General features: G+C 41.7%; 7 protein-coding genes. 5 read left to right on the top strand and 2 right to left on the bottom strand.

The annotated features are described in order from the left end of the window. Window positions 1-40: 40 nt before the first annotated feature. Window positions 41-787 (bottom strand): AraC family transcriptional regulator, encoded by a 747-nt coding sequence (locus CBR65_RS03485; protein ID WP_087465560.1) that lies wholly within the window; start codon window positions 785-787, stop codon window positions 41-43. Window positions 788-856: 69 nt separating this feature from the next. Then, window positions 857-2002, bottom strand: coding sequence for a glycosyl hydrolase (locus CBR65_RS03480; protein WP_255377177.1), 1146 nt, complete (start codon window positions 2000-2002; stop codon window positions 857-859). A 22-nt stretch (window positions 2003-2024) separates the two neighbouring features. Here CBR65_RS03480 and CBR65_RS22415 point away from each other — a divergent pair, with 22 nt between their 5' ends. The 5 genes from CBR65_RS22415 to CBR65_RS03460 all read left to right on the top strand — a co-directional run bounded on the left by CBR65_RS22415 (window position 2025) and on the right by CBR65_RS03460 (window position 22563). Further along, window positions 2025-2324: a hypothetical protein gene (locus CBR65_RS22415; RefSeq protein WP_232461341.1), complete on the top strand. Its 300-nt coding sequence runs from the start codon at window positions 2025-2027 to the stop codon at window positions 2322-2324. Between the two features lie 1156 nt (window positions 2325-3480). Next, window positions 3481-5430, top strand: a complete 1950-nt coding sequence (locus tag CBR65_RS03475; RefSeq protein ID WP_087465558.1) for a hypothetical protein — start codon at window positions 3481-3483, stop codon at window positions 5428-5430. Between the two features lie 288 nt (window positions 5431-5718). Then, window positions 5719-5949 carry an MbtH family NRPS accessory protein gene (locus CBR65_RS03470; RefSeq protein ID WP_087465557.1) on the top strand — a complete coding sequence of 77 codons (231 nt, stop codon included), beginning with the start codon at window positions 5719-5721 and terminating at the stop codon, window positions 5947-5949. Between the two features lie 361 nt (window positions 5950-6310). Then, window positions 6311-17935 carry a non-ribosomal peptide synthetase gene (locus CBR65_RS03465; protein WP_087465556.1) on the top strand — a complete coding sequence of 3875 codons (11625 nt, stop codon included), beginning with the start codon at window positions 6311-6313 and terminating at the stop codon, window positions 17933-17935. Next, window positions 17932-22563: a MupA/Atu3671 family FMN-dependent luciferase-like monooxygenase gene (locus tag CBR65_RS03460; RefSeq protein WP_087465555.1), complete on the top strand. Its 4632-nt coding sequence runs from the start codon at window positions 17932-17934 to the stop codon at window positions 22561-22563. Before CBR65_RS03465 ends, CBR65_RS03460 begins: the two co-directional genes overlap by 4 nt. Window positions 22564-22573: the final 10 nt, after the last annotated feature.

The raw sequence follows: 22573 nt of genomic DNA, 5'->3' as shown, positions 1-22573 counted from the left end.
AGATGGTATCTACGGGTGTGGGTTTGGTTGTGAGTGTTGGTTAGGGGAGGGTGATGTCGCGTTGGAATTTTTTGGGCGTTTTGCCCATGATGGCGCGAAATTCACGGGTAAAGTAACTTTGATCACAGAAACCGCTTTCCATGGCGGCCTGTTGAATGGTCAGACCGGCGCGCAATAAACGGCAGGATTCCTGTATGCGTAAACGTTTGATGTGTTGCTTGGGAGAGTAGCCAAATTGTTTTTTGAATTTTCGCTCAAAGGTACTCACCGACATGCACGCCATACTCGCCAATGTTTCAATATAAATGCCTTGCCTGAAATTTTTCTGCATGTAATTAATACAGTCGTAGAAAACGTTATAGGGCTTCATATTCATTTCAGTATGACGTGCTGAGCGGCTGACGCCTTCTACGCCAACGATCAGGCCATCGCGATTTTTTAGCGCAATCTTGGATGTGATAAGCCAGAGTACTTCGCCGCGCCCGTCTTCTATCAATTCCAGTTTGTTCACCATCGCGCGACCGCTCATGACACTGAGGTCGTCGCGCCGAATTTGCTCGGTAATTTCTCCGCGAAAAAAATCCGCGTCGGTTTTACCGATAGCATCTTCAGGGTCGGCTAAATCAAAATAATCAAACAATAACTGGTTGGCGTAAACAAAACGTCCAAGTAAATCCTTGGCAAAGTAGAAACTGTCGGTGAAGGTATTCACCAACTCAGACGGGCGATTGACGCGCTGTGTATCGTAAAAGTGGGTGGCATCGTCCAGGCAAGCGGCACGTATCATCTATTGTCATCCCTTTAATGAATCAACAGTGAGCGAGATCTGACGCAGAAGTCAGATCTCACCGCTTCCTTACAACGGCGAAACTTCCAGCCAATTTATCGCGAGGTTCGCGGTGGGTATTTCCAATTGAAGACTATGATTACCGGCGCTTAAGGTGATGTTTGCACTCAGCGTTTGCCACACCTGTTCACCACCGGTTTGAATATTGTTGATCGTCGCCAAGGGTGCATCATCCAGTAGCACACGTAACTCAGGATGGGTTTCAGCACTCGCTACACGCAGATTCAATAGATAATTTCCCGCTTGCGGGACGTGCACCTTGAACTCTGCCGTGGCATTGTTGGCAGCCACCAGATTCACATAGCCGGATGTATCCGCCGTTGCGCGGTGGGTGAAATTGGTTTGACTGTGCGCGCCTTCTGCTTCAATGCGGCCGGGCAGGGTGTGGCGATAATCTTCCGCAGGAATTGCCGTATACAAGCCGCCCAAAGGACTCAGCTGTCCATCACCTGCAAGAATATCAATATAGGGAAATGCCGATGGGCCGCCGTCGGTGCGACCAATAAACCAGGAGTAGCGATACACATTGGGATTGGCTTCCATCCAACGCACGGTGCTTGCCAGGTAATCCATCTGTTCGCCGACATTTGCTGGGCCACCCTCATCCCAGGAAGCCCATTCCGTTACCCAAACGGGGCGATCGTAACGTTCGAACTCACCGATAAACCATTCAAACGCGCCGGCATATTTCATGTAGCAATGCACGGCGATGTAATCCACGCGGCAACCTTCACAGGCTTCAAAAAATGCATCCAGATATTCCCAGGGGCTCCAGTCATCATCGGTGCCCGGGATGTCGACATTACCGGGGCTGTAATTCACGGCTGGCGCGACTAATTTCAAATTGTAATCATCGGCAATGGCTTCCAGTTGCGGCCACAAATCCGCCGCTTGCTGCGGTGTAAGGTTGGCTTGTTCAGCAAAATTGGGTTCATTAAACCCGAGCAGGTATTTTGCGCTGGGATGTTCATCAAGAAATTCACGCAACGCGGTTTCATTAAACGTACCGTTCCAGGCCATGGGTACAAAATCAACGTCATAATCTTCGTAATAATCCCTCACCGCCGATTCCGGCGTAACGGCCCAGTTGTACCACCAACTGACTTTACCTTGCATCATCGCCAAGTCGTTTAACGAATGATAACCATAAGCCAGCCCGCGTTTTTGACTTACCAGATTGGCAGATGACGATGATGTTGATGAAGAGGATTCACTCGACAGAGAAGCGGAAAGTGAGGACGAAGAAACCGCACTGGAAACCGCAGCCGATGCATTACTCGACGATACCGATGAAACGGCTGGCACACTCGAACTTGCCACAACGGATGTTGATGACGACGCAAGTGATGATGCAACAACAGATGAAGACGATACCGCAGAAGATACGCTGGAAGCTGTTGAATCACCACCGGATGACGACCCGCCGCAACCACTCAATGCGGCGCAGACAAGTACACAAGCGGACAAAAATCGATAGTGCTTGCCGATGGCAAAAGAGGCGAGCAAAGACATAAGACATTACCTTGTAAAATACGTTATATCGGGCCGGTGTTAACCGTCCGATAGCGATGCCAGGTAATCGTCCGGCTGTGCCGGTGCTCTCCAGATGGCCTCTTAAAAGGGCCTTATATTGTGCGCGTGTTATGGGGGAGGGATACTAAACGAAGTTGATAGACGGATTCTGTGCGCAAGTTAAACCTACGAACCAATTGCGACGAAACGGACGATTTACGGGTTAGACGGGACATGAAGAGGACTTCACAAAATGCGTTTTACGGATATCAAGGTAGAAATCGACTATTGGACTTACCGAACTTCAATGTGTTCGCTCTTTGTTGTAGTCAACCCACCCAAGCCAAGCCATATCCTTGGCTTGGGTCAATGATTCGAGTAGTTAAGGATCCAAAAACTCTCTTCGGCAAGATCCGTTAAAACGGTCTACAAAACCACTCTGTTGCGGGTAGTCCGATTGGATGTAGATCGTTTTACTCGCATCAGTGGATTACCATCGCGTAACTGCTCCCACAAACTGCGTCCTATCTTGAATTATTCTGGGGCACGAACCACCCGCTCAACCGCCGAACTTTTATCAGTGAAAAATTTTCGTAAGTAAAATAGGTTGGCCTAACATTCAAATAATAGATTGGATTATATTTTGGCCGCGCTGGCAGGCTGGAATGGGTCAATAAAATATAATACACTGAAATCGTAAAATATTTATATATTAGTATCTTTGTGGGCAGAAGAAGGGTGAGCTGAAATATAGCGAAGAGCGGCCCATGGTTTTTTCAGAAGAATTTAACCCTCCATTATGGAAATGTCTGACTAAAAAATCATGCGAAAAATTTAATTTAGGCTGCCATGAGGGACGTTTTCATTATTGGTAATATTCTCAAAAACTTCAATTATTTCTGTCTCAGCGTAGGGGGAAATCAATACTGAAGATTTTATCGTTTGGCGGCGTTCGCGATGAATAGCGCGCCAATAGATTGTTTTTGTCAATATAAATGGTAGAAAAATTACTTTTAGGCAGGTAATGTATATCACCTTCAGGCGGTAACACTAGGATTTGAAGGCGTGCAGGACAGTTAAGCGTCGCCCAAGGATAATTTAGGATTAATATAGGATATAAGATGACTGGATTTGATGAGCTTGCGCCCGATATGGATATTGAGTTTTCGGGGCGTCAGCTGATAGGAAATGTAAACAAGGATTTGGCCTGTGGTGAAATTTCAAGAAACCATTTTTTCATTGACTTGTTAGATTTTGATGCCATAAAAGGTGGTTTGGTTTTCTGTATTACTATCTATAACGAGCCTGGAATCGCACTCCAAACAACGATTAAGTCCCTGATTGATTCAATCGCCCACGCTATCCTCTCTTCAAAAATTGAACCGGGAACCCCAATAACTTTCTGCATTATTGCGGATGGTATTGCAAGGGTACCTGACACGGTTATCGATTTCTTAGAGTTCTTTGGTCTGTACTTGTCTGAAAACCTCGATATAGATAAAGACCTACTTTATTTTAAAAATGTATTTAATTTGGAAGATTTAAGGAAAAATTTAGCTGTTTATTTAGACAGCAATTTAAGCTTTATTGAAAATTGGAAAAAAGTTTATCCGGAACGTTTAAAATGCTCAGATTCTCATTTATACCGTATAAACAATGAAAGTAAGATCCAGTTGCTTTTTCTATTGAAAAAGGAGAACGCGGGAAAGCTAGACTCTCATTGGTGGTTTTACCACGTGTTTTGTTCAATTTTGACTCCCGATATATGCTTTCAGATAGATGTTGGAACCGTTCCGGCGCGAGATTGTATTGGCGAGATGCTTTGGATGATACAGTCGGAAAAGAACGTGGCAGCTGTTGCGAGTAGTGTTGTTGTACCAAGACCGAAAGAGACCTTTAATGTTTTAAATGGTTGGCAGTATTTTACTTTTATGAAATGCATGGCCCAGGAATGGCCGGCAGAAGTCGAAAGCGGATATTTAAGCGTGATACCTGGACAGCTTAGTGCTATCAAATGGGATGCCATATCTTATGATCAGCAGGGCATGGGGCCATTGGTCAAGTACTTTAAAGGATTGGGGGAGCTTGCCCCTCACGAGTCAATGCTTTACATGGCTGAGGATCGTGTTTTATGTAGCGAAATAATAGTTCGCAAAACCGCTGATTGGAAATTAACATATTCACCTTCTGCTGTTGCGGTGACTGACCCATGCGAGTCTTGGGCGGAATTGTTTCGTCAGCGTAGACGCTGGTGTAACAGTTATCTGGCATGTAGAATTAATTTTTTCAATAAAATTAGAGAAAACCTATTTAATAACGAGAGAAACTTTACGAAAAAGTTTGAAGCTCTTACGGCAAGCATATATCAGTTCTTTTTGTTGGTTAAGGATTGGTTCTTTCCTGCAATGCTATTTTTAGTTTATCAAAACCTTCTTCAAATGGTAACTAATGATCAAGAGGTAACTTGGCTCTCGCATCTGGTGAATGTGCTGTGGGGTTTCGTTATAGGCTCTTCTGTTCTTGCTATCTTGGTTTGCATCAGAGGAAAGCTGGATCGATATTCTGGTTTTGCCTTTATATTAAATGGGGTATCCCAACTGCTTTTTATTCTGATGTCCGCTATTGCTTTAATTGGTTTTTTTAACGTTAATTTTGGTTTAGTACTAATTTTTTTATGTATTTACATCCTTTTAATCGGAATTTCCGTTTGTATACTAGAAGGGCGCGAAGCTGCTAAAAATTTTAAATTTTTAGTTCCGGGTATGGTAATGTTAGCACCGGTATGGTTGCTTATATGGGTATACTCAATCTGTAATGGCCATGACAGTAGTTGGGGCACCAAAGGACTGCATCGGCAAAATAATAATACCAAGTCTTCTTATCTGTCCCGAAGTGTGTTTCGATATGGCTATTTAATCTCTTGGGTAATGTCCAATTTTTTGTTTGGGTGGGCAGTGTTGATTCTCTCAAGCGCTTTAGGTATCGAGGTAATTTTCCTTATTTTTCTAGTTTTTATTATTAATTCTGTGTATTCGGTTTTTAGTATAAAGAAAATTATGGGAATCCGTTAGATTGTTGGATTTATTACAGGCATTAAGAGTTAGTTTCGCTTTTTATATAAAGATATAATATGTTGAGTGGCGATAAAAATATTATTTTTCTGGGTTACCTAACTCTTTTATTATAATGGATTGAGTATTAAGGCTTGTGCTCTACTGAAATTGAAATGAGTAGATTAATATTCAAGTAATCTCGCGCTGAACGTATAGTAAAAATTACACGAAAGATTTTTTCCCGGTTTTATTTTTCAGTTAATTTAATCTTTTCTATGTTAAATATAAAGTAAAAGGAGATTTAAAATGAGTGATTATAATGATGAAGATCGTTTGTATAAAGTAGTTCTTAATCATGAAGAACAGTACTCGCTTTGGCCTTTAGAAAAAGCAAATGCTCCAGGCTGGGTAGATGAAGGAACAGTTGGAAACAAGGCAAAGTGCTTGGCTCATATAGAAAATGTTTGGACAGACATGAGGCCGCTAAGTCTAAGAAAATATATGGAGAAAATAGATAAAGAAAATAGTATTGCTTAATCCGCGTAAATATTTTGCAATAGCAGTATTGGATTTTACTAAAAGTATAGGAAATGGAAATCAAAATGCAAAAAAGTCTGTGCCTACCTATAAAAATCATGCTTGATAGCTTTCTTTTATTGCTGTGCATGAGGACCTCCCAAAAGTTAAATAGATTTGGAATTACATCGCCTAATAATATCAGCTCATCTCGCAGTCGCTACCGTTAGTAAATTAGAGAAAATGATGACTTTAGTCTTAGATGACCGGTGATTTTTTTCACAGGTCACTGGATTATATCCGGTTCTCAAATTTATATTGATATCAGAATTGAGAAGTAATTATTAAACTAAAAATCAGAGTTTAAGAACAAGGCAGTGTTATGAACTTAGTCGATGTATTGAAGAGTCGTGCAGAATCCTGTAGCGATAAAGTCGCGTTCTTTAATTTAATAGATGCAAATAAGACTACTGGTGTCACATATCGTGAGTTGGAAATTAGAGCTAGGTCGATTGCGGCCTTATTGCAATCGCTGGGTTTAAAACGGCAGCGAGTTCTGCTTATGTTCCCCTCGGGTATTGAGTTTATTGCAGCGTTTTGGGGATGTATTTTTGCGGAAGTAACCCCTGTTCCTGTCTTCACGCCAAAAAAAAGAAAAGAGCATTGGTCAAGGCTAGATCAAATAGCAATTGATTGCGAAGCATTGGCCATACTGACCTCTAAAAATAATGAAGAGCTAATAAGAGGCGTTCAACAAGATCCTGGTTTCGCAATCAGTTCGATAAAGTGCATTGTGACAGACCAGATTGGTAGTGATTTCGCATCTTCCTGGATACAACCCAATATCAATCAAAGCACTGTCGCTTTTCTTCAATATACCTCTGGTTCAACAGGCAACCCTAAAGGGGTTATCGTTACTCATAAGAATTTAATACATAATCAAAAAATGATGGCAGAGGCTTTTTCCCAAACGGAAAAAAGTATCTTTGTCACTTGGTTGCCTCTGTATCATGATATGGGACTCATTGGAAACGTTCTGTTGAACGTTTATCTGGGGGCAGAGTGCAACATAATGACTCCTGCATCTTTCTTGGCCCAGCCGTACCTATGGTTAAAAGCAATCAGTAATCATAAAGGCACGTCAAGTTTTGCTCCTAATTTTGCCTACGAGTTATGTGCCAATAGAATCACCGATGAGCAAAAATCGACGCTCGACCTGAGTGCATGGAAATTTGCTCTAAATGGAGCTGAACCTATTCGGGCAGATACATTAAAACGATTTGTTAAGGCGTTTTCGCCCTGCGGTTTTAGTTCAAATGGCTGTTATCCCGGATATGGACTTGCCGAAGCAACTTTATTTGTAACGGGGGGAGACAAGCTCGCGCCACCAATCACAAAAACTGTTGATTCCGATGAGCTAAAGAAAGGCGTTGTCGCCCCCGCAATAAGTGTAAAAAGTCAATCCGAGTTGGTTTGCTCTGGTAAGGCGTGGGACGGGCAATTAATTAAAATTGTTAATCCTGAGACCTATGAGGAAGCTAAACCAAATGAGGTTGGTGAAATATGGCTTCAGGGTGACAGTGTCGCTCAGGGATATTGGAATAAAGAGGAAGAAACAAAGCTTACTTTTCATGCTTTCATAAAAAATACTCATGAAGGGCCTTTCCTAAGGACAGGCGACCAGGGGTTTGTTGATGCTGATAATCAGTTATACATTACCGGTCGTTTGAAAGAGCTTATTATTATTCGTGGAAGAAACTATTATCCCCAGGATATTGAATATACAGTACAGGAACATCCGGAGTTAAAAGAAAGCAGCGGTGCTGCGTTTTCCATTAATGTCGATCAACATGGTGAAAAGCTGGTAGTTGTTCAGGAAGTGGAGCGGACCTTTTTGAACAGCGCAAATTATGATGACCTATTCATAAAAACTCGCGAAGCCATATCTGAAAACCATGATATTCAATTGCATGCGATTGTTTTTATAAAGCCGGCCACATTACCCAAAACATCAAGTGGTAAAATTCAAAGACGAAAAGTCCGTGATTCATTTATAAATAACCAACTTGTTGAAGTGGCGCGAATGGTGTGGGCGCCAATGGAGTTGGAAGAAGTTTCTTTTCCTGATGATCACTATTGGAGTTCTGTTGCAAAAGAAAATCTTGATGATGAAATATTCTACCAATTTAAAAAATTTATTGGAAAATTATTGGGTGTAGCTGAGTCGGAAATCAATGATGGCTTCACTCTGGGTCGATATGGTATGGACTCTGTCTCCGCCGTCAGGCTCCATTATGAATTAGGGATTCCTTTAGAGTCTGTGTTGGGAGATGCAGTCATATCGGAAATCGGACAAGTTTTAAAAAATGAAATTTTATTAAAATTGGCTGGCGAAAATAATAATAATTCTAATTGTAGTGCTAGTGAATTTAATCCAAACTCATTGTCCTACAACCAGCAATCCATACATCATCTGGATCAGTTATCAAAAGGGACGGGGGCTTATCACATTGCGTTGCCTCTGCAAGTTAAGGAACTTGATGTTGAGGTTTTCAGAAAAACTTTAAATTCACTATTGAAGAAACATGAGTCTTTGCGTTCTTTTTTCTCTTATAAAGATGGTGTTCTATCCCAAGGTGTAAATAATACGTTTGCGGTTCCTTATTTTACTCACGATGCCTCTGAATCTACTATTGAGCAGCTCGAAAAAGAGATTAAAAGTAGCATTAACCAAGAAATTGATCTCTGTACGGGATCTGTATTCAGGGTGGAACATTTCAAGATAAGTAACGAAAAAGCTATCTTATTGTTTGTATTTCATCATATTGCTGTCGACCTCTTTTCCATAAAAATTTTATTAGATGACCTGGGGAGCATATATACAGCCTTTCTGGTTGGTAAAGATGCTGACTCGATAAAAAAACCTGAAAAATATAAAGATTATGTGCAGGAGCAATGGCTTTACCTGCACAGCGACAGAATGGAAAGGGATTGGCTTCATTGGAAGGAGAACCTTTCCGGTGAGCTTCCAATATTAAGTTTGCCTACGCTTCAGCCCAGAGGTGTCAGGCAGTCCTTTAATGGTGGCTTTCTTGATATAGATATATCACCCGAAACAACAAAAAATTTAAAAGATTTAAGTTTACGTTCTGGCGCTACTCTGAATGTAATATTGCTCGCAGTGTATCAGCTGGTGCTATCCCGTTTCTCTAACCAGAAAGATATTTGTATAGGGCTACCTGCTGCGGGAAGATTAAGGAAAAAATGGGAAGATGTGGTTGGGTATTTTGTAAATCCGGTGGTGGTTCGCTACAGATTGGACCATAACCATACTTTTCGTGAGCATCTGGAATGCGTCAAAAAAACGGTATTGAACACGCTTAAACATCAGGAATATCCTTTTCCCTTGTTGGTTGAGCGCCTTTGTAAATCGCACAACCCGGCTATATCGCCCATCTATCAAACTATGTTTGCACTATATCCTAAAAGGGATATTGGAGAGTTGGGGGCATTTATTTTTAGTGATAAAGATGCGCGAATGCACCTTGGTGCGCTGGAGGTTGAAAGTTTTCCTATAGATCCGTCCTTTTCACAAATGGATATATCGCTGTTTCTTATCGAAAAAGATGATGGGATGAAAGGCAGAATTCAGTTTAACAAGGACCTTCTTTCCAAATCATTGGTGAACAGTTTTGCGGAACATTTTGTGAATTCGCTCAATGATTGTGTTAAAAATGAAGAGGTTTCTCTTGTCGATGTTAAATCATATTCTATTGATGAATATGACAAAATTCGAAAAATGTGGAAGCCTGACCGCACTGAATATTCCTCTAGGAAATTTGTTCATCAACTGATTAATGATCAACTATCAGGGAATGCAGCAAGTACCGCCTTGATCGTTGATTTCGAAAGATTAAGCTACGCTGAATTACTCGATAGAACCTCAAGGCTTACCAATTTCCTACAAAAACATGAAATTGGTCCGGAATGCGTTGTAGGTATTTGCATGGATCGATCTATTGATATGGTCGTTTCAATTCTAGCCATCCTGAATGCAGGTGCTGCGTACCTTCCAATAGATCCAGATTACCCGGATGCAAGGATCGAATACATCTTAACCGACGCTAATCCCGAAGTGGTTCTAAGTCATTCCACATGCAATCCGAAATTGGGAATGACAAGGCAAAAAGTTCTATATGTAGATCAATTAAGTCATGAAATTGGTAATTGCGAAAACACATTTATTGAGCGGAAGTTACATGCAGATAATATAGCCTACATCATATATACATCTGGCTCTACAGGTCGACCCAAAGGAGCGGCCAATACCCACGGCGCCATCTTAAACCGCTTGCAGTGGATGCAAAAAGAGTTTGGACTGGATACCAGTGATTGCGTGTTGCAAAAAACCAGTTTCGGCTTTGATGTCTCTGTGTGGGAATTTTTATGGCCCTTGATGTACGGTGCGACCTTGGCTATGGCCAAACCGGGCGGGCACCGGGATAGTCACTATCTGTGTAATTACATCAATGAAGTTGGCGTGACGACGATCCATTTTGTTCCCTCAATGTTGGAGCTCTTTTTAGATGAAGCAACCCACGTTAGACCCTCGTATTTAAAAAGAGTGATTTGTAGCGGTGAGGAGCTAAAAGCTTCGCTTCAAAAGAAATTTTTTAATGTTTTTCATAATGTCCTGCTAAGCAATTTATACGGGCCAACGGAAGCAGCTATTGATGTCAGCTCCTGGCAATGTAATGCTAAAGATCAGAACACCATAATTCCTATTGGAAAGGCCATTTCTAACATTTCCCTTTATGTGTTGGATGAGAACCTAAATCCATTACCTATAGATGTGCCCGGTCAGCTTTATATTGGTGGCGTAGGGCTTGCGAGGGGCTATGTAGCTAATCCCGCACTTACTGCGCAACGATTTATTCCTGATCCTTTTAGCTCCGAACCCGGGTCAAGAATGTATGCTACTGGCGACTTGGCCTGTTTTCAGGTAGATGGAAATCTTAATTATTTGGGAAGGGCTGATTTCCAAATAAAGCTTCGCGGGTTCAGGATAGAACTGGGAGAAATTGAAGCCTCGCTCGAGCAACATGAAAATATTATTCAGGTCGTGGCAAAAGTCCACCATGAAAAAGAATCCGCTATATTGGCTGTTTATTGTTTAGCTAAGGACCATGCCGGGTTTTATCCTGAAGAGTTAACGAGGTTCCTAAGAAAGTCTTTACCTGAATACATGATTCCTTCATTTTTTATCCAGGTAAATGCATTTCCCATAAATGCGAACGGTAAGCTTGATCGAAAACAATTGGAGCTGCCAAAGGATGAAATCAACCCGAACAACGCATACCGGGAACCAACTACGACTAATGAGATCCTCATTGCCGGGGTATGGCGTGAGGCCCTTAAAGTAGAGCGAGTGGGGTTAACAGACAGCTTTTTTTCATTAGGCGGGCACTCGCTTAATGCAAACAAAGTAATTTTTCAAATTAAGTCATTGTTGTCTGTAGATATCACAGTTGCTGCACTATTTGAAAGTCCGGTACTTATTGACTTTGTCCGCGCGGTCGAAAATAAGAGGGCGAATATAACGCACCTTCCTGTTGATCTGGCGAGAAATATAGTGGCCAACAAGCTAACCCATGCCCAGGAAAGTATCTATTTTCTAACTTCTCTGGATGGTGCTTCTGCTGTCTACAACATTCCTTCGGTTCATAAAATAGTTGGGCCTCTGGATATTGATGTATTGGCTCGCTGTATAAAAGATTTAATGATTCAACATGAGTCCCTGAGAACTACCTTTATTCCTTCCGATGAAGGACTTGTTGCAAAAGTTACTGAAAACGTTGATTCAAATTTAATTTATATTGATCTGCGAGGATTGCCTGATACTGAACTAGAGCCCCGGATAACCCAACTAATTGATGAAGAGGTTCACACTCCTTTTGATTTGGAAAAAGGTCCGCTGTTCAGAAGTGTTTTGTTGCAAAAGGGTAATAGTGAATTCATTTTTATTATAAATATGCATCATATTATTTCTGATGGTTGGTCATTAGGTCTTATTTTGCGTGATCTATCCTCACTGTATAACGGATCATCAAGCGATTCGGCGAAAAATATAGCTCCCGTCAGCTACTTGGCTTTCTCCAGTTGGCAGCGGACCTTAAGCGATAAGAATCACTATGAGTACCAGTTGGATTATTGGAAAAACCAGCTCAGAGACCAGCCGCCGATATTGAATCTGCCGACAAATAAAAGAAGACCAAGCAAGAGAAGTTATCGCGGTAGCACAATCAATATTGGATTACCAAAGGATATCGTCAAGCGGCTAAATGAGTGGAGCCTTAAGGAAAATAGTACGTTATTCATGACGTTGCTGGCGGCCTTCAAAGTCATCATGATGCGGTTTTCATCTGAAAAAGATATATCTGTAGGTATTCCTGTTTCAAATAGAACGCTCCCGGAAGTTGAAGAGGTCGTAGGCTTATTTGTAAATACATTGGTAATTCGATCCAGGGTCGACGATGAGTTGACGTTTGGCGAATTTTTAAAAGAAGTCAAGCAAACGACATTAAATGCCTATTCCAATCAGGATGTTCCGTTTGAAGTAGTTGTGAAGCACGTTAGCCAGGGGCGTAACCTGAGTTACACACCGCTTTTTCAGGTAATGTTTAACTTTCAAAAGGAAATGCAAAGTAAGCTTGATTTCGAGCTTTTGAGAGCCGAGGCTTTACCCCTCAACCAAAAATTAGCAAAGTTTGATTTAACTTTTTCCCTTGAGGAAAAGCATGAGGAAATAAAAGGTTATATTGAATTTAACAGTGACGTGTACAGTCGAGAGACTATTCAGGAATTGTTTTCTCACTATTGTAATCTTTTGAATACAATTTTGGTTTCCGGTCACGCTAAAATTAGAACAATCGATCTATTAAGCCCATCAGAGCGAGAAAAAATTCTTGTCGATTGGAATAATACAAAAAGAGAATATCCCGATACTGCTTGCCTTCATGAGCTTTTTCTAACACAGGCATTATCAAATCCAAATTCAATCGCCATCCTATACAAAGACCAATCTATAACCTACAAGGAGCTCAATGAGCAGTCTGACAGGGTGGCTGGTTGGCTGATTAGTTATGGCATCCGCCCGGATGATTTGGTGGCCATATGTATGGATCGCTCACCGGAATTGATAATTGGATTGCTCGGAATCCTCAAGGCTGGTGCAGGCTACTTGCCGATTGATGCATCCTATCCCCAGGATCGCATCAGTTTTATATTGCAAGACGCAGGGGTTGGTTTATTAATTGCCGATACGAAATCTCAAAATCTATTGAGAAGTACAGGTTGTACGGTAATTAATTTCAATGCCCTTGGTAAACATTCAAACTTTTCGACTTCGATTATTCTACCTAAGTCAAATTCTCGACAGTTGGCCTATGTCAACTATACATCGGGCACCACGGGAACCCCCAAAGGTACCGAAATCGAGCACCGATCAGTTGTGCGGTTGTTATTTGGCGTGGATTATATAAATCTCGATGCAAAAAGTCGTGTCCTCCATGCTTCTTCCATCTCATTTGATGCTTCTACATTTGAAATATGGGCAGCTTTGCTTCATGGCGGTTGTTGTGTGCTATTGGCGGACCGGCTCCCCACAGGCGATAGTTTTCAAAGAATGATTGAGGATTATCGGGTCAACGTCATGTGGATTACTGCTCCTTTGTTCAATAGTATTATTGATGAAGAAGCAGAAAAACTTTGCGGTGTTGAACAACTGATTGTTGGTGGCGATGCGCTTTCCGTTCCTCACATACAACAAGCTCTGAAAGTATTGCATGGAACGCGATTGATTAACGGTTATGGACCTACCGAAAGTACCACGTTTACCTGTTGTTATCCCATACCTGAGGTAATCAGCGAGCCAGAGGCAATTTCAATTCCTATTGGCAAGCCAATTGGAAACACAAGCGTCTATATTCTGGATAACAATCTGAACCCTGCGGCAATAGGTATTCCCGGCGAGTTGTACATAGGGGGAGACGGCCTTGCGAGAGGGTACCTTAACCGCCCCGGATTAACTGCGAATGTGTTTATCCCAAATCCCTTTTCTCCGGAAGAGGGTGGGCGCATGTACCGTACCGGGGATATGGCACGATTCCTCCCCGATGGGAAGGTTGAATATGTTGGTCGGGTAGACAACCAACTCAAAATTCGCGGCTTCCGCATAGAGCCCCAGGAAGTGGTTATTGCGCTTAAGAATATTGAGTGTGTTAATGAAGCAATTGTAGTACCGGATATTGCTAAAACCGGTGAAAAGCGTTTACTTGCCTACGTGGTTGTAAAGGAAAACTCAGGTGTGAGTGCCTCTTCAATAGAGACCTCCCTTGCTTCGGTTCTTCCCGAATACATGATGCCCGAGAGCATTATGTTATTAGATAAATTTCCATTGTCGTCAACCGGTAAGGTAGATAGGAACCAGCTGCCCAAGCCTCTAAAAGTCGAACAGCATCTTCAGGGTTCTATAGTGCCGGCTGCAACGCTGACGGAAGAACAGCTTGTAAGTGTTTGGAAAGACTTACTGGACATCGAACATTTAAGCGTAACGGATAATTTCTTTGAAATAGGCGGCCATTCGCTTATCTTGATAAGAATTGTTGCCAGAATTAAAAAGCAATTTTCGGTAAATATTTCAATAGAATCGATTTTTGAAAATCCCACGATCAGAAAATTGGCAGCCCTGATCGATCTTCGAGATAAAGATTCCGGAACTATAGGCAACCAGTTTTATAAAATTGAAACTCGCCCCTATTATCCGCAATCGTTCGCCCAAAAAAGGTTTTGGTTCCTGGATTCATTGGAGGGTGGTAGCTCTAATTATAATGTTCAGGGATGCTGGTCTTATAAAGGTGCTTTGGATCATGACCTTGTCACCGAAGCTGTCGAGGTCATGGTCAAAAAACACGAAATACTAAGAACCTCCTTTAAAAGTATTGACAATGAACCGGTGCAGATTGTCCATTCAGAGGCGAGGGTTGATGTCGTATTGCATGACCTATCCCAAAATAGCTCAGATGAAAATTCGGAAATAGTACGGCTTCTTATTAAAGATCATGCAGATAAATGTTTCGATCTTTCCAGGTGCCCGATATTCAACATTCAAATGATACGGTTGGCCACCCATGAAACTCTATTATTAATAAATATTCATCACATCATCACAGATGGATGGTCGGTTGAGCTATTTATTAAGGAATTTTGTGCCGTATATCAATTGTTACTGAACGGAAATCCGCCGCAAATCCTAAACTCCGGATTCCAATATGTTGATTATACTTATTGGCAAAATAAATGGTTAGAAAGCGGCGCTGCGCAATCACAAGTGGCCTATTGGCGGCGAGAACTGGCAAGCGCCATACCCCTGATCGAGTTACCTACCGACCGTCCAAGAAATAGTGTTCAGAGCTTTAAAGGGGGAGTTATTACGTTCTCCTTTTCAGATGAATTATCAAAAAAACTGGTTAGCTTAAGTAAAAGGTACGAATGCACACTATTCCATTTAACCCTGGCTGCATTTAACGTTTTATTGTCAAAATATACCGGCCAATCAGACATCTCTGTGGGAACGCCCATTGCCAACAGGGACCTGGTGGAAGTTGATGGTATGTTAGGTTTATTCCTTAATACGGTAGTGTTAAGGAATAAAATTCCCCAAGGTATGACCTTTTTGTCTTTCCTTGAAAGCGTCAAACAAAATGCCTTGAACTCATTTTCCAATAAAGATGTCCCATTTGAGCAAATTGTGGAGGAGATTAATCCCGAGCGAAGCCTAAGTCACTCACCGTTGTTTCAGGTGATGTTCACTTTGCTCAACCATAGGAATACAAACTCGATCAACGGCGTTGAATTAGATAATATCAGGATAGATCGTTGGATTTCGAAATTCGATCTGAGTCTGTTTATTGATAACTCTGAAAAAGGCCTGGAAGGGAGCTTTGAGTTCAGCAGAGATTTATTTGATGAATCCACGATCCGGAGAATGGTTAATAATTATGTCACACTGTTATCTAACATTGCCGATGATCCATTAACCGCTATTGAACATCTGTCGATACTATCGAGCGATGAATATGAAACGATAGTTGTAGAATGGAATGCACACCCATCTGTGGTGGAAGCCGGAGTCTGTATCCAGGATTTGATCCGGCTTCAGACAAATAGGTCACCAAATAATACAGCGGTAATTTTTAGAGACCAGTCATTAACATACAGTGAATTGCACAGTAGGGTAAATCAGCTCGCTTATTACCTTGTATCTGAAAATGTAGGCCCGGAAACCCGTGTTGGAGTCTGCCTCAACCGCTCAGCTTCAATGTTAGTAGCTATGTTAGCTGTTCTTCAGGCTGGCGGTACTTATGTCCCGATCGACCCAAATTATCCCCGCGAAAGGATTCAATTAATCCTGGGTGATTCATCCCCCAAAGTTTTATTAACGGAACGATCCGTTGTTGAAAAGCATTTCGCGAATTCGATGTTGAAGGAAACACAGTTATTTTTGCTGGATGAGAATGTACATCTCCTTGAAAAATACCCTTCTACACTCTGCAAACATGCCGCCTCACCAGAAAATCTGGCGTATGTTATCTATACATCCGGATCAACGGGGCGGCCAAAAGGCGTTGCAATTACTCATGCAAATGCGGTGGCGATGCTTTCCTGGGGTCTTGAAAAATACACAGTGGATGAACTGGAAGGTACCTTGGCATCCACATCTATTTGCTTTGATCTATCTGTCTTTGAAATATTCCTGCCACTTATTTGTGGTGGAACAGTATTGCTTGTGGAAAATGCCCTTGAACTGCTAACAATGCCCAATCGCGAATTGGTCACGTTAGTGAATACAGTCCCATCCGCAATTGATGCTATTTTAAAGGTCCAGAATCTGCCTGCCTCTGTGAAAGTTGTAAATTTAGCGGGTGAGCCGCTATCCAGAAAATTAGTGGATAAAATATACGAACAAAAAGAGGTTGAAAAAGTTTACAACCTTTATGGGCCTTCTGAAGACACCACTTACTCCACATGGTCGTTGGTTTCCAAAAAAGTTCCGGAAAAGCCACTAATCGGGAAGCCGATTTCCAATACCCAGTGTTATGTTCTGGACAAATCCCTTCAACCAGTTCCTGTCGGTGTATCAGGCGAGCTTTACATAGGAGGTGCCGGTGTAAGTCGGGGATATCTGGGGCGTCCTGATTTAACTGCGGAGCGGTATATTCCATCACCCTTTGGTCCGCCGGGCGATCGCCTCTATAAAACGGGTGACGTTGTTCGATATCTTCCCAATGCCGAACTTGACTATATTGGACGAAATGACCATCAGGTTAAGTTAAGGGGGTTTCGTATTGAATTAGGCGAAATAGAAAACTGTATTGCAAGTATGCCCGGGGTGGAGGAGGCAGTATTAAAGCTGCATAACGCTAAAAATGGCGAGCAATTGTTAATTGCTTATATAACGGGTAATGACCAGGTAAAACTGGAATCTTCCCAGTTGAAAATCGCCGTTACTTCATCCTTGCCGCCGCATATGGTTCCCTCCCGGTTTATTTTTCTGAAGCAGATGCCATTAACCTCCAACGGAAAAATAGACAGAAAAGGACTGCCAGAACCTGATGATATGGATGAAAGCAGCGCTTATGTTGCGCCGAAAACAAAAACTGAAAAAGCATTGGCCGATATTTGGAAATCGCTGCTGAAGAAAGAGATTAGTTTGAATGGCGACTTCTTTGCGTTGGGCGGCCATTCACTGCTCGTTGTTCAGTTGTCGGTAAAAATAAATGAATCATTTGGTTTAAATATCTCCATGAAAGATATCTTTCAACACCCGGATCTTGAGGGCCTTTCTGACTTTATAGATTTTAGTTTGTGGATCTCGGAGTCAAATAATAAAGATATTAACGTTTTGTCAAATTACGAAGATCAAGCCTTTGAGACTGGGGAATTATGAAAGATATTCAATCGTTGTTTAAAGAGCTTAGGAAAAGAGAAATCCGTCTTTGGTTAGAAGGAGAAAAGCTGCGATTTAATGGGCCACAGGGAAGTTTGACACCTGAGCTGAAAAGTTTTCTGGTTGAAAAAAAGTCGGAAATTATCGCGATCCTGAAGTCTTCCGGGCAACAATCATCAGATGATATTCCCCTTGCAAATGTAGATAAGGAAAATATTCTTCCTGTCTCCTTTTCACAGCGGCGACTCCTGTTTATGCAGCAGATGGAAGGGCCATCATCCAGCTATAACATTCCACTTGCTTTCCGGTTTAAGGGGAAGATGAATTTTGAAGCCCTGCAACAAGCACTTTCCCAGCTTGTTGATAGGCATGAAAGCTTCAGAACTACTTTTACACAAAAAGACGGAGATTTTTATTCAACCATATCCTCCAATGGTGAATTGGCTATGGCGAGAATAAATATAGACTCCGCTCAAGTTGAATCACGGGAAAGCGAACTGATGCAAATATTGCAGCAGGAAGCAAAAAAAATATTCAACATTTTTGAGTCTTCCTTGTATCGCTTTCTCCTGGTAAGGGTGGGTGAGAATGACAATGTTCTCATGATTACCATGCACCATGTAATTTCGGATGGATGGTCGTTAGGTGTTTTATCAAGAGACCTCATTGAGATATACAATTCTCTGGTTTTGATCCGGTCTCCCGAGCTGCCGAACCTCACAGTTCAATACGCTGATTATACGAATTGGCAGATAGAATGGGCAAAGCGGGAAGATGCAAAACGACTTACAGACTATTGGAAACATCAACTAAATGGCATTCCAACTCTATTGGAGTTACCTACAGATTTTCCCAGGCCGCCTGAACAAAAATACCGGGGTCAAACAAAAAGCTTCCGGATTGATTCCGTTTTGTATGAGCGGCTGCTGAGTTTCAACAAAGCCAATCAATCCACGCTTTTTATGACTTTGTTGGCTGCATTCAAAGTTTTGTTGTCTCGTTACTCTGGTCAAACAGATGTGGTTGTTGGCACGACTATGGCAAACAGACGGAAGAGGGAGCTCGAAAATGTAATTGGATTCTTTATGAATACAGTCGTGTTGCGATCAAATCTGGATCGTAACAAAGCGTTCACATTACTACTGGAAGAGGTGAAGCAAACAGTTATTAGTGCTGATCTGCATCAAGATATACCGTTTGAACAGCTTGTTGAGGAGCTAAGTCCAAAAAGGAGTTTAAGTCATTCGCCATTATTTCAGGTTATGGTGATTTTCAACAATTTTCCGGTTGAAAATATTGATATGGCTGGCCTTGAGGTATCTAGATGCCCGGTGCCTAACGATATATCAAAATATGATTTAACACTCACCTTTAATGAATCAGAAGGGACGTTATCAGGTGGCATTGAATATAATGTAGATCTATTTAAAGGCGAAACAATCGATCAGTTATTAAATCACTTTCACAATATCATTGAGAGTGTGTGTAAAAATGTAAATGTAAAAATTGAGAATATTTCATTGCTTGACCAAAAAGAAGAAAATCTGGTTATAACGCAATGGAATGATACGGAAATCGAACTTGAAAAGGATGCATGCATACATCAACTTATCGAAAAGCAGGTGAAATCAAGCCCGAGCGAAATCGCAATAATCTTCGAAGGTGAATCGATTTCCTATGAGGAACTGGATAACCGTGCCGACCAATTGGCCAGGGCTCTTCAAAGGAAAGGTGTTGGGCCAGATGTGAAGGTTGGTGTTTGCCTGGGGCGTTCTATAGATTTGGTTGTTTCATTATTTGCAATCCTAAAGGCTGGTGGTGCCTATGTTCCTCTGGATCCTGCCTACCCGATAGGACGTTTATCTCTGGTTGCAGCGGACGCGGAGTTAAAATTTATACTAACGCATTCCGATCTGGAATTGATTTTTCAACAAGAAAATATACCTACATTCTGTATTGATAAGAGGGTAGATTTCCTGGGTGATGAATTTTTTGAATTAACATCCACCGTTAGTTCAAAAAACATTGCATATATGATTTATACCTCCGGGACTACCGGTAAGCCAAAAGGAGTCATGGTTTCCCATTATAATGTGATCAATTTCTTTAAGGGATTGGATAAAAATATAAATCTTAATTACACCTCAAATTCAAAAAATTCAGATATAAATCCCCGTCCGGTCTGGTTGTCGGTTACCAGTATTTCATTTGATATATCCGTTTTGGAATTGTTTTGGACATTAGCGAATGGAATGAAAGTAATTCTTATGCCGGAATTGCCACAAGGCGGTATCAGGGAAACGCAATCATGGAGAAGAAGCGATATAGGCACTGATGATATAGGTACTGGGGATAAAGTTACCCCGCCCAAATTTAGCTTATTCTACTTTGCCGCTGACGAGCAAAAAAATACTGACAAATATAAGTTGCTTGTTGAAGGTGCAAAATTTGCCGATCAGAATGGATTCGAGTCGGTTTGGGTTCCTGAGCGGCATTTCCATACCTTTGGCGGACAATTTCCAAATCCATCCGTCGCGGCATCGGCGATTTCCACCATAACGAGTAATGTTGGTATTCGCGCGGGTAGTATTGTTGCCCCATTACATAATCCGATCAGGATTGCGGAAGAATGGTCAATGATCGATAACCTGAGCAAAGGAAGGGTGGGGGTTGCTTTTGCCTCGGGTTGGCATTTTAACGATTTTGTTTTTGCTCCGGAAAATTTTAAAAAACGGCATGAAGTACTGAGAAAGCATGTTCAACAAGTGCAGGCTTTATGGAAAGGAGAATCTATCAAATGCACAGCGGGAAATGGTGAAGAAATAGATATCACTGTTCGTCCCAGGGCTGTGCAACCTGAGCTGCCAACCTGGATTACAACAGCAGGTAATCCGGAAACCTATCGGTATGCTGGCTCGATTGGTGCAAATATTTTGACCCATTTACTGGGGCAAAATCTAAACGACCTGAAAAACAACATTAATATATACCGGTCTTCCCTGGCGGAAAATGGTTTCGATGCCGGCAAAGGAATTGTAACCCTTATGGTGCATACATACATTGGCGACAATGTAGATGATGTTAAAAGCCTGGTGAAATCGCCGTTTAAAACGTACTTAAAAAATTCCGTTGGTTTGCTTAAAGCTGTCGCTGAAAGTGAGGGCCTCAATACCAATGTTGATGAAGATGCAATTGTGGAGGCTGGCTTTCACCGTTATTTTGAATCAAGTGCATTGTTTGGCACTAAAGAAAGCTGTTTGCAGATGGTACAAAAGATACATCAGAGTGGCGTTGACGAAATTGCATGCCTGATTGATTTTGGTGTGGATGACGAAAATACCATAACGGGCTTCAGGAATATCAATCAACTTCGTTTGTTAACAAATGCTCATGTTGCCCAATTTAATTTTAAAAATAAAAATCAGGTTTCTTCACCTGTTGATTTAATGGCGCAATACAAGGTAGATCATCTACAGTGCACACCGTCCTTTGCCAAAATGCTAATGAATTACCCCGAAGGCAGGAAGTCGTGCCAGAACCTGAAGCGGTTGTTTATGGGTGGGGAAGCTATACCCGCTAATCTGGTGAGTGAATATGCGGATATCCTGGGTGATGGTGAAATCTTTAATATGTATGGCCCTACCGAAACTACGGTATGGTCAGGTGTTAGAAAAATCACTGCAAATGATGTCCGCATTGGCGGCCCCATTGCCAATACTAAATTAATCGTGCTCGACGCCAATTTTATGTTAGTTCCTGTCGGTGTTCCTGGAGAACTGTACATTGCCGGCGAAGGTGTTACACGAGGATATTGGAATCGTCCGGGATTAACCGCTGACCGTTATATGCCAGATCCCTGGGGCGAGCCCGGTGGAAGAATGTATAAAACAGGTGACAGGGCCAGATATCACTCCGATGGAAATATAGAATATTTAGGCCGTGCGGATTTCCAGGTCAAGTATAAAGGTTTCCGCATTGAAACCGCGGAGATTGAGCAGAATATCCTGGATATCCCAGGAATATTGGAGGCAATTGTTACTGTGAATAAGTCTTCATCTGGCGATGAAAGATTGGTGGCTTACATTGCGCAAACAAAGAATGAATTGAAGGATGAGCTTTCAATTGCGGACATTCAACTCCATTTGATTGATCGTTTGCCGGAGTACATGATTCCCCGGGATTTTGTTTTTCTTGAGCATATACCTTTGACCCCTAATGGAAAAATTGATCGGAATAACCTGCCAGCCTTAAAAGCTACAGGGGATTCAGCGGCTCACGACCCTGTAAAATCTGCACCCACTAGCGAAATGGAAATTCAGATTTCCTTAATATGGAAAACCCTTTTACAGAAAGAAAATATAGGTATCTACGATAACTTTTTTGAAATAGGTGGCAATTCCCTTTTAATTGCACACATGAAAATTGAATTGGAAAAATTGCTGGATAGGGAGGTTGGTATTATTGAAATATTCAAGCATCCCACCATCGAAAGCATGTCGAGATATCTGGGGCAGTCTGATGTGGAACGTCCATCGTATAACGACGCCAGAAAGCGAGCTGAATCCCGAAGACTAAGAATGAAGCAAAAAATCAGGTATGAAGCTAATGAGGATGCCGTTACAACTTAATATTTATTCG

Source organism: Cellvibrio sp. PSBB006 (genome assembly GCF_002162135.1).
Classification (GTDB): Bacteria; Pseudomonadota; Gammaproteobacteria; order Pseudomonadales; family Cellvibrionaceae; genus Cellvibrio.
The sequence above is the reverse complement of the archived record's forward strand: the minus strand, read 5'-3'. Positions and strand labels throughout refer to the sequence as shown.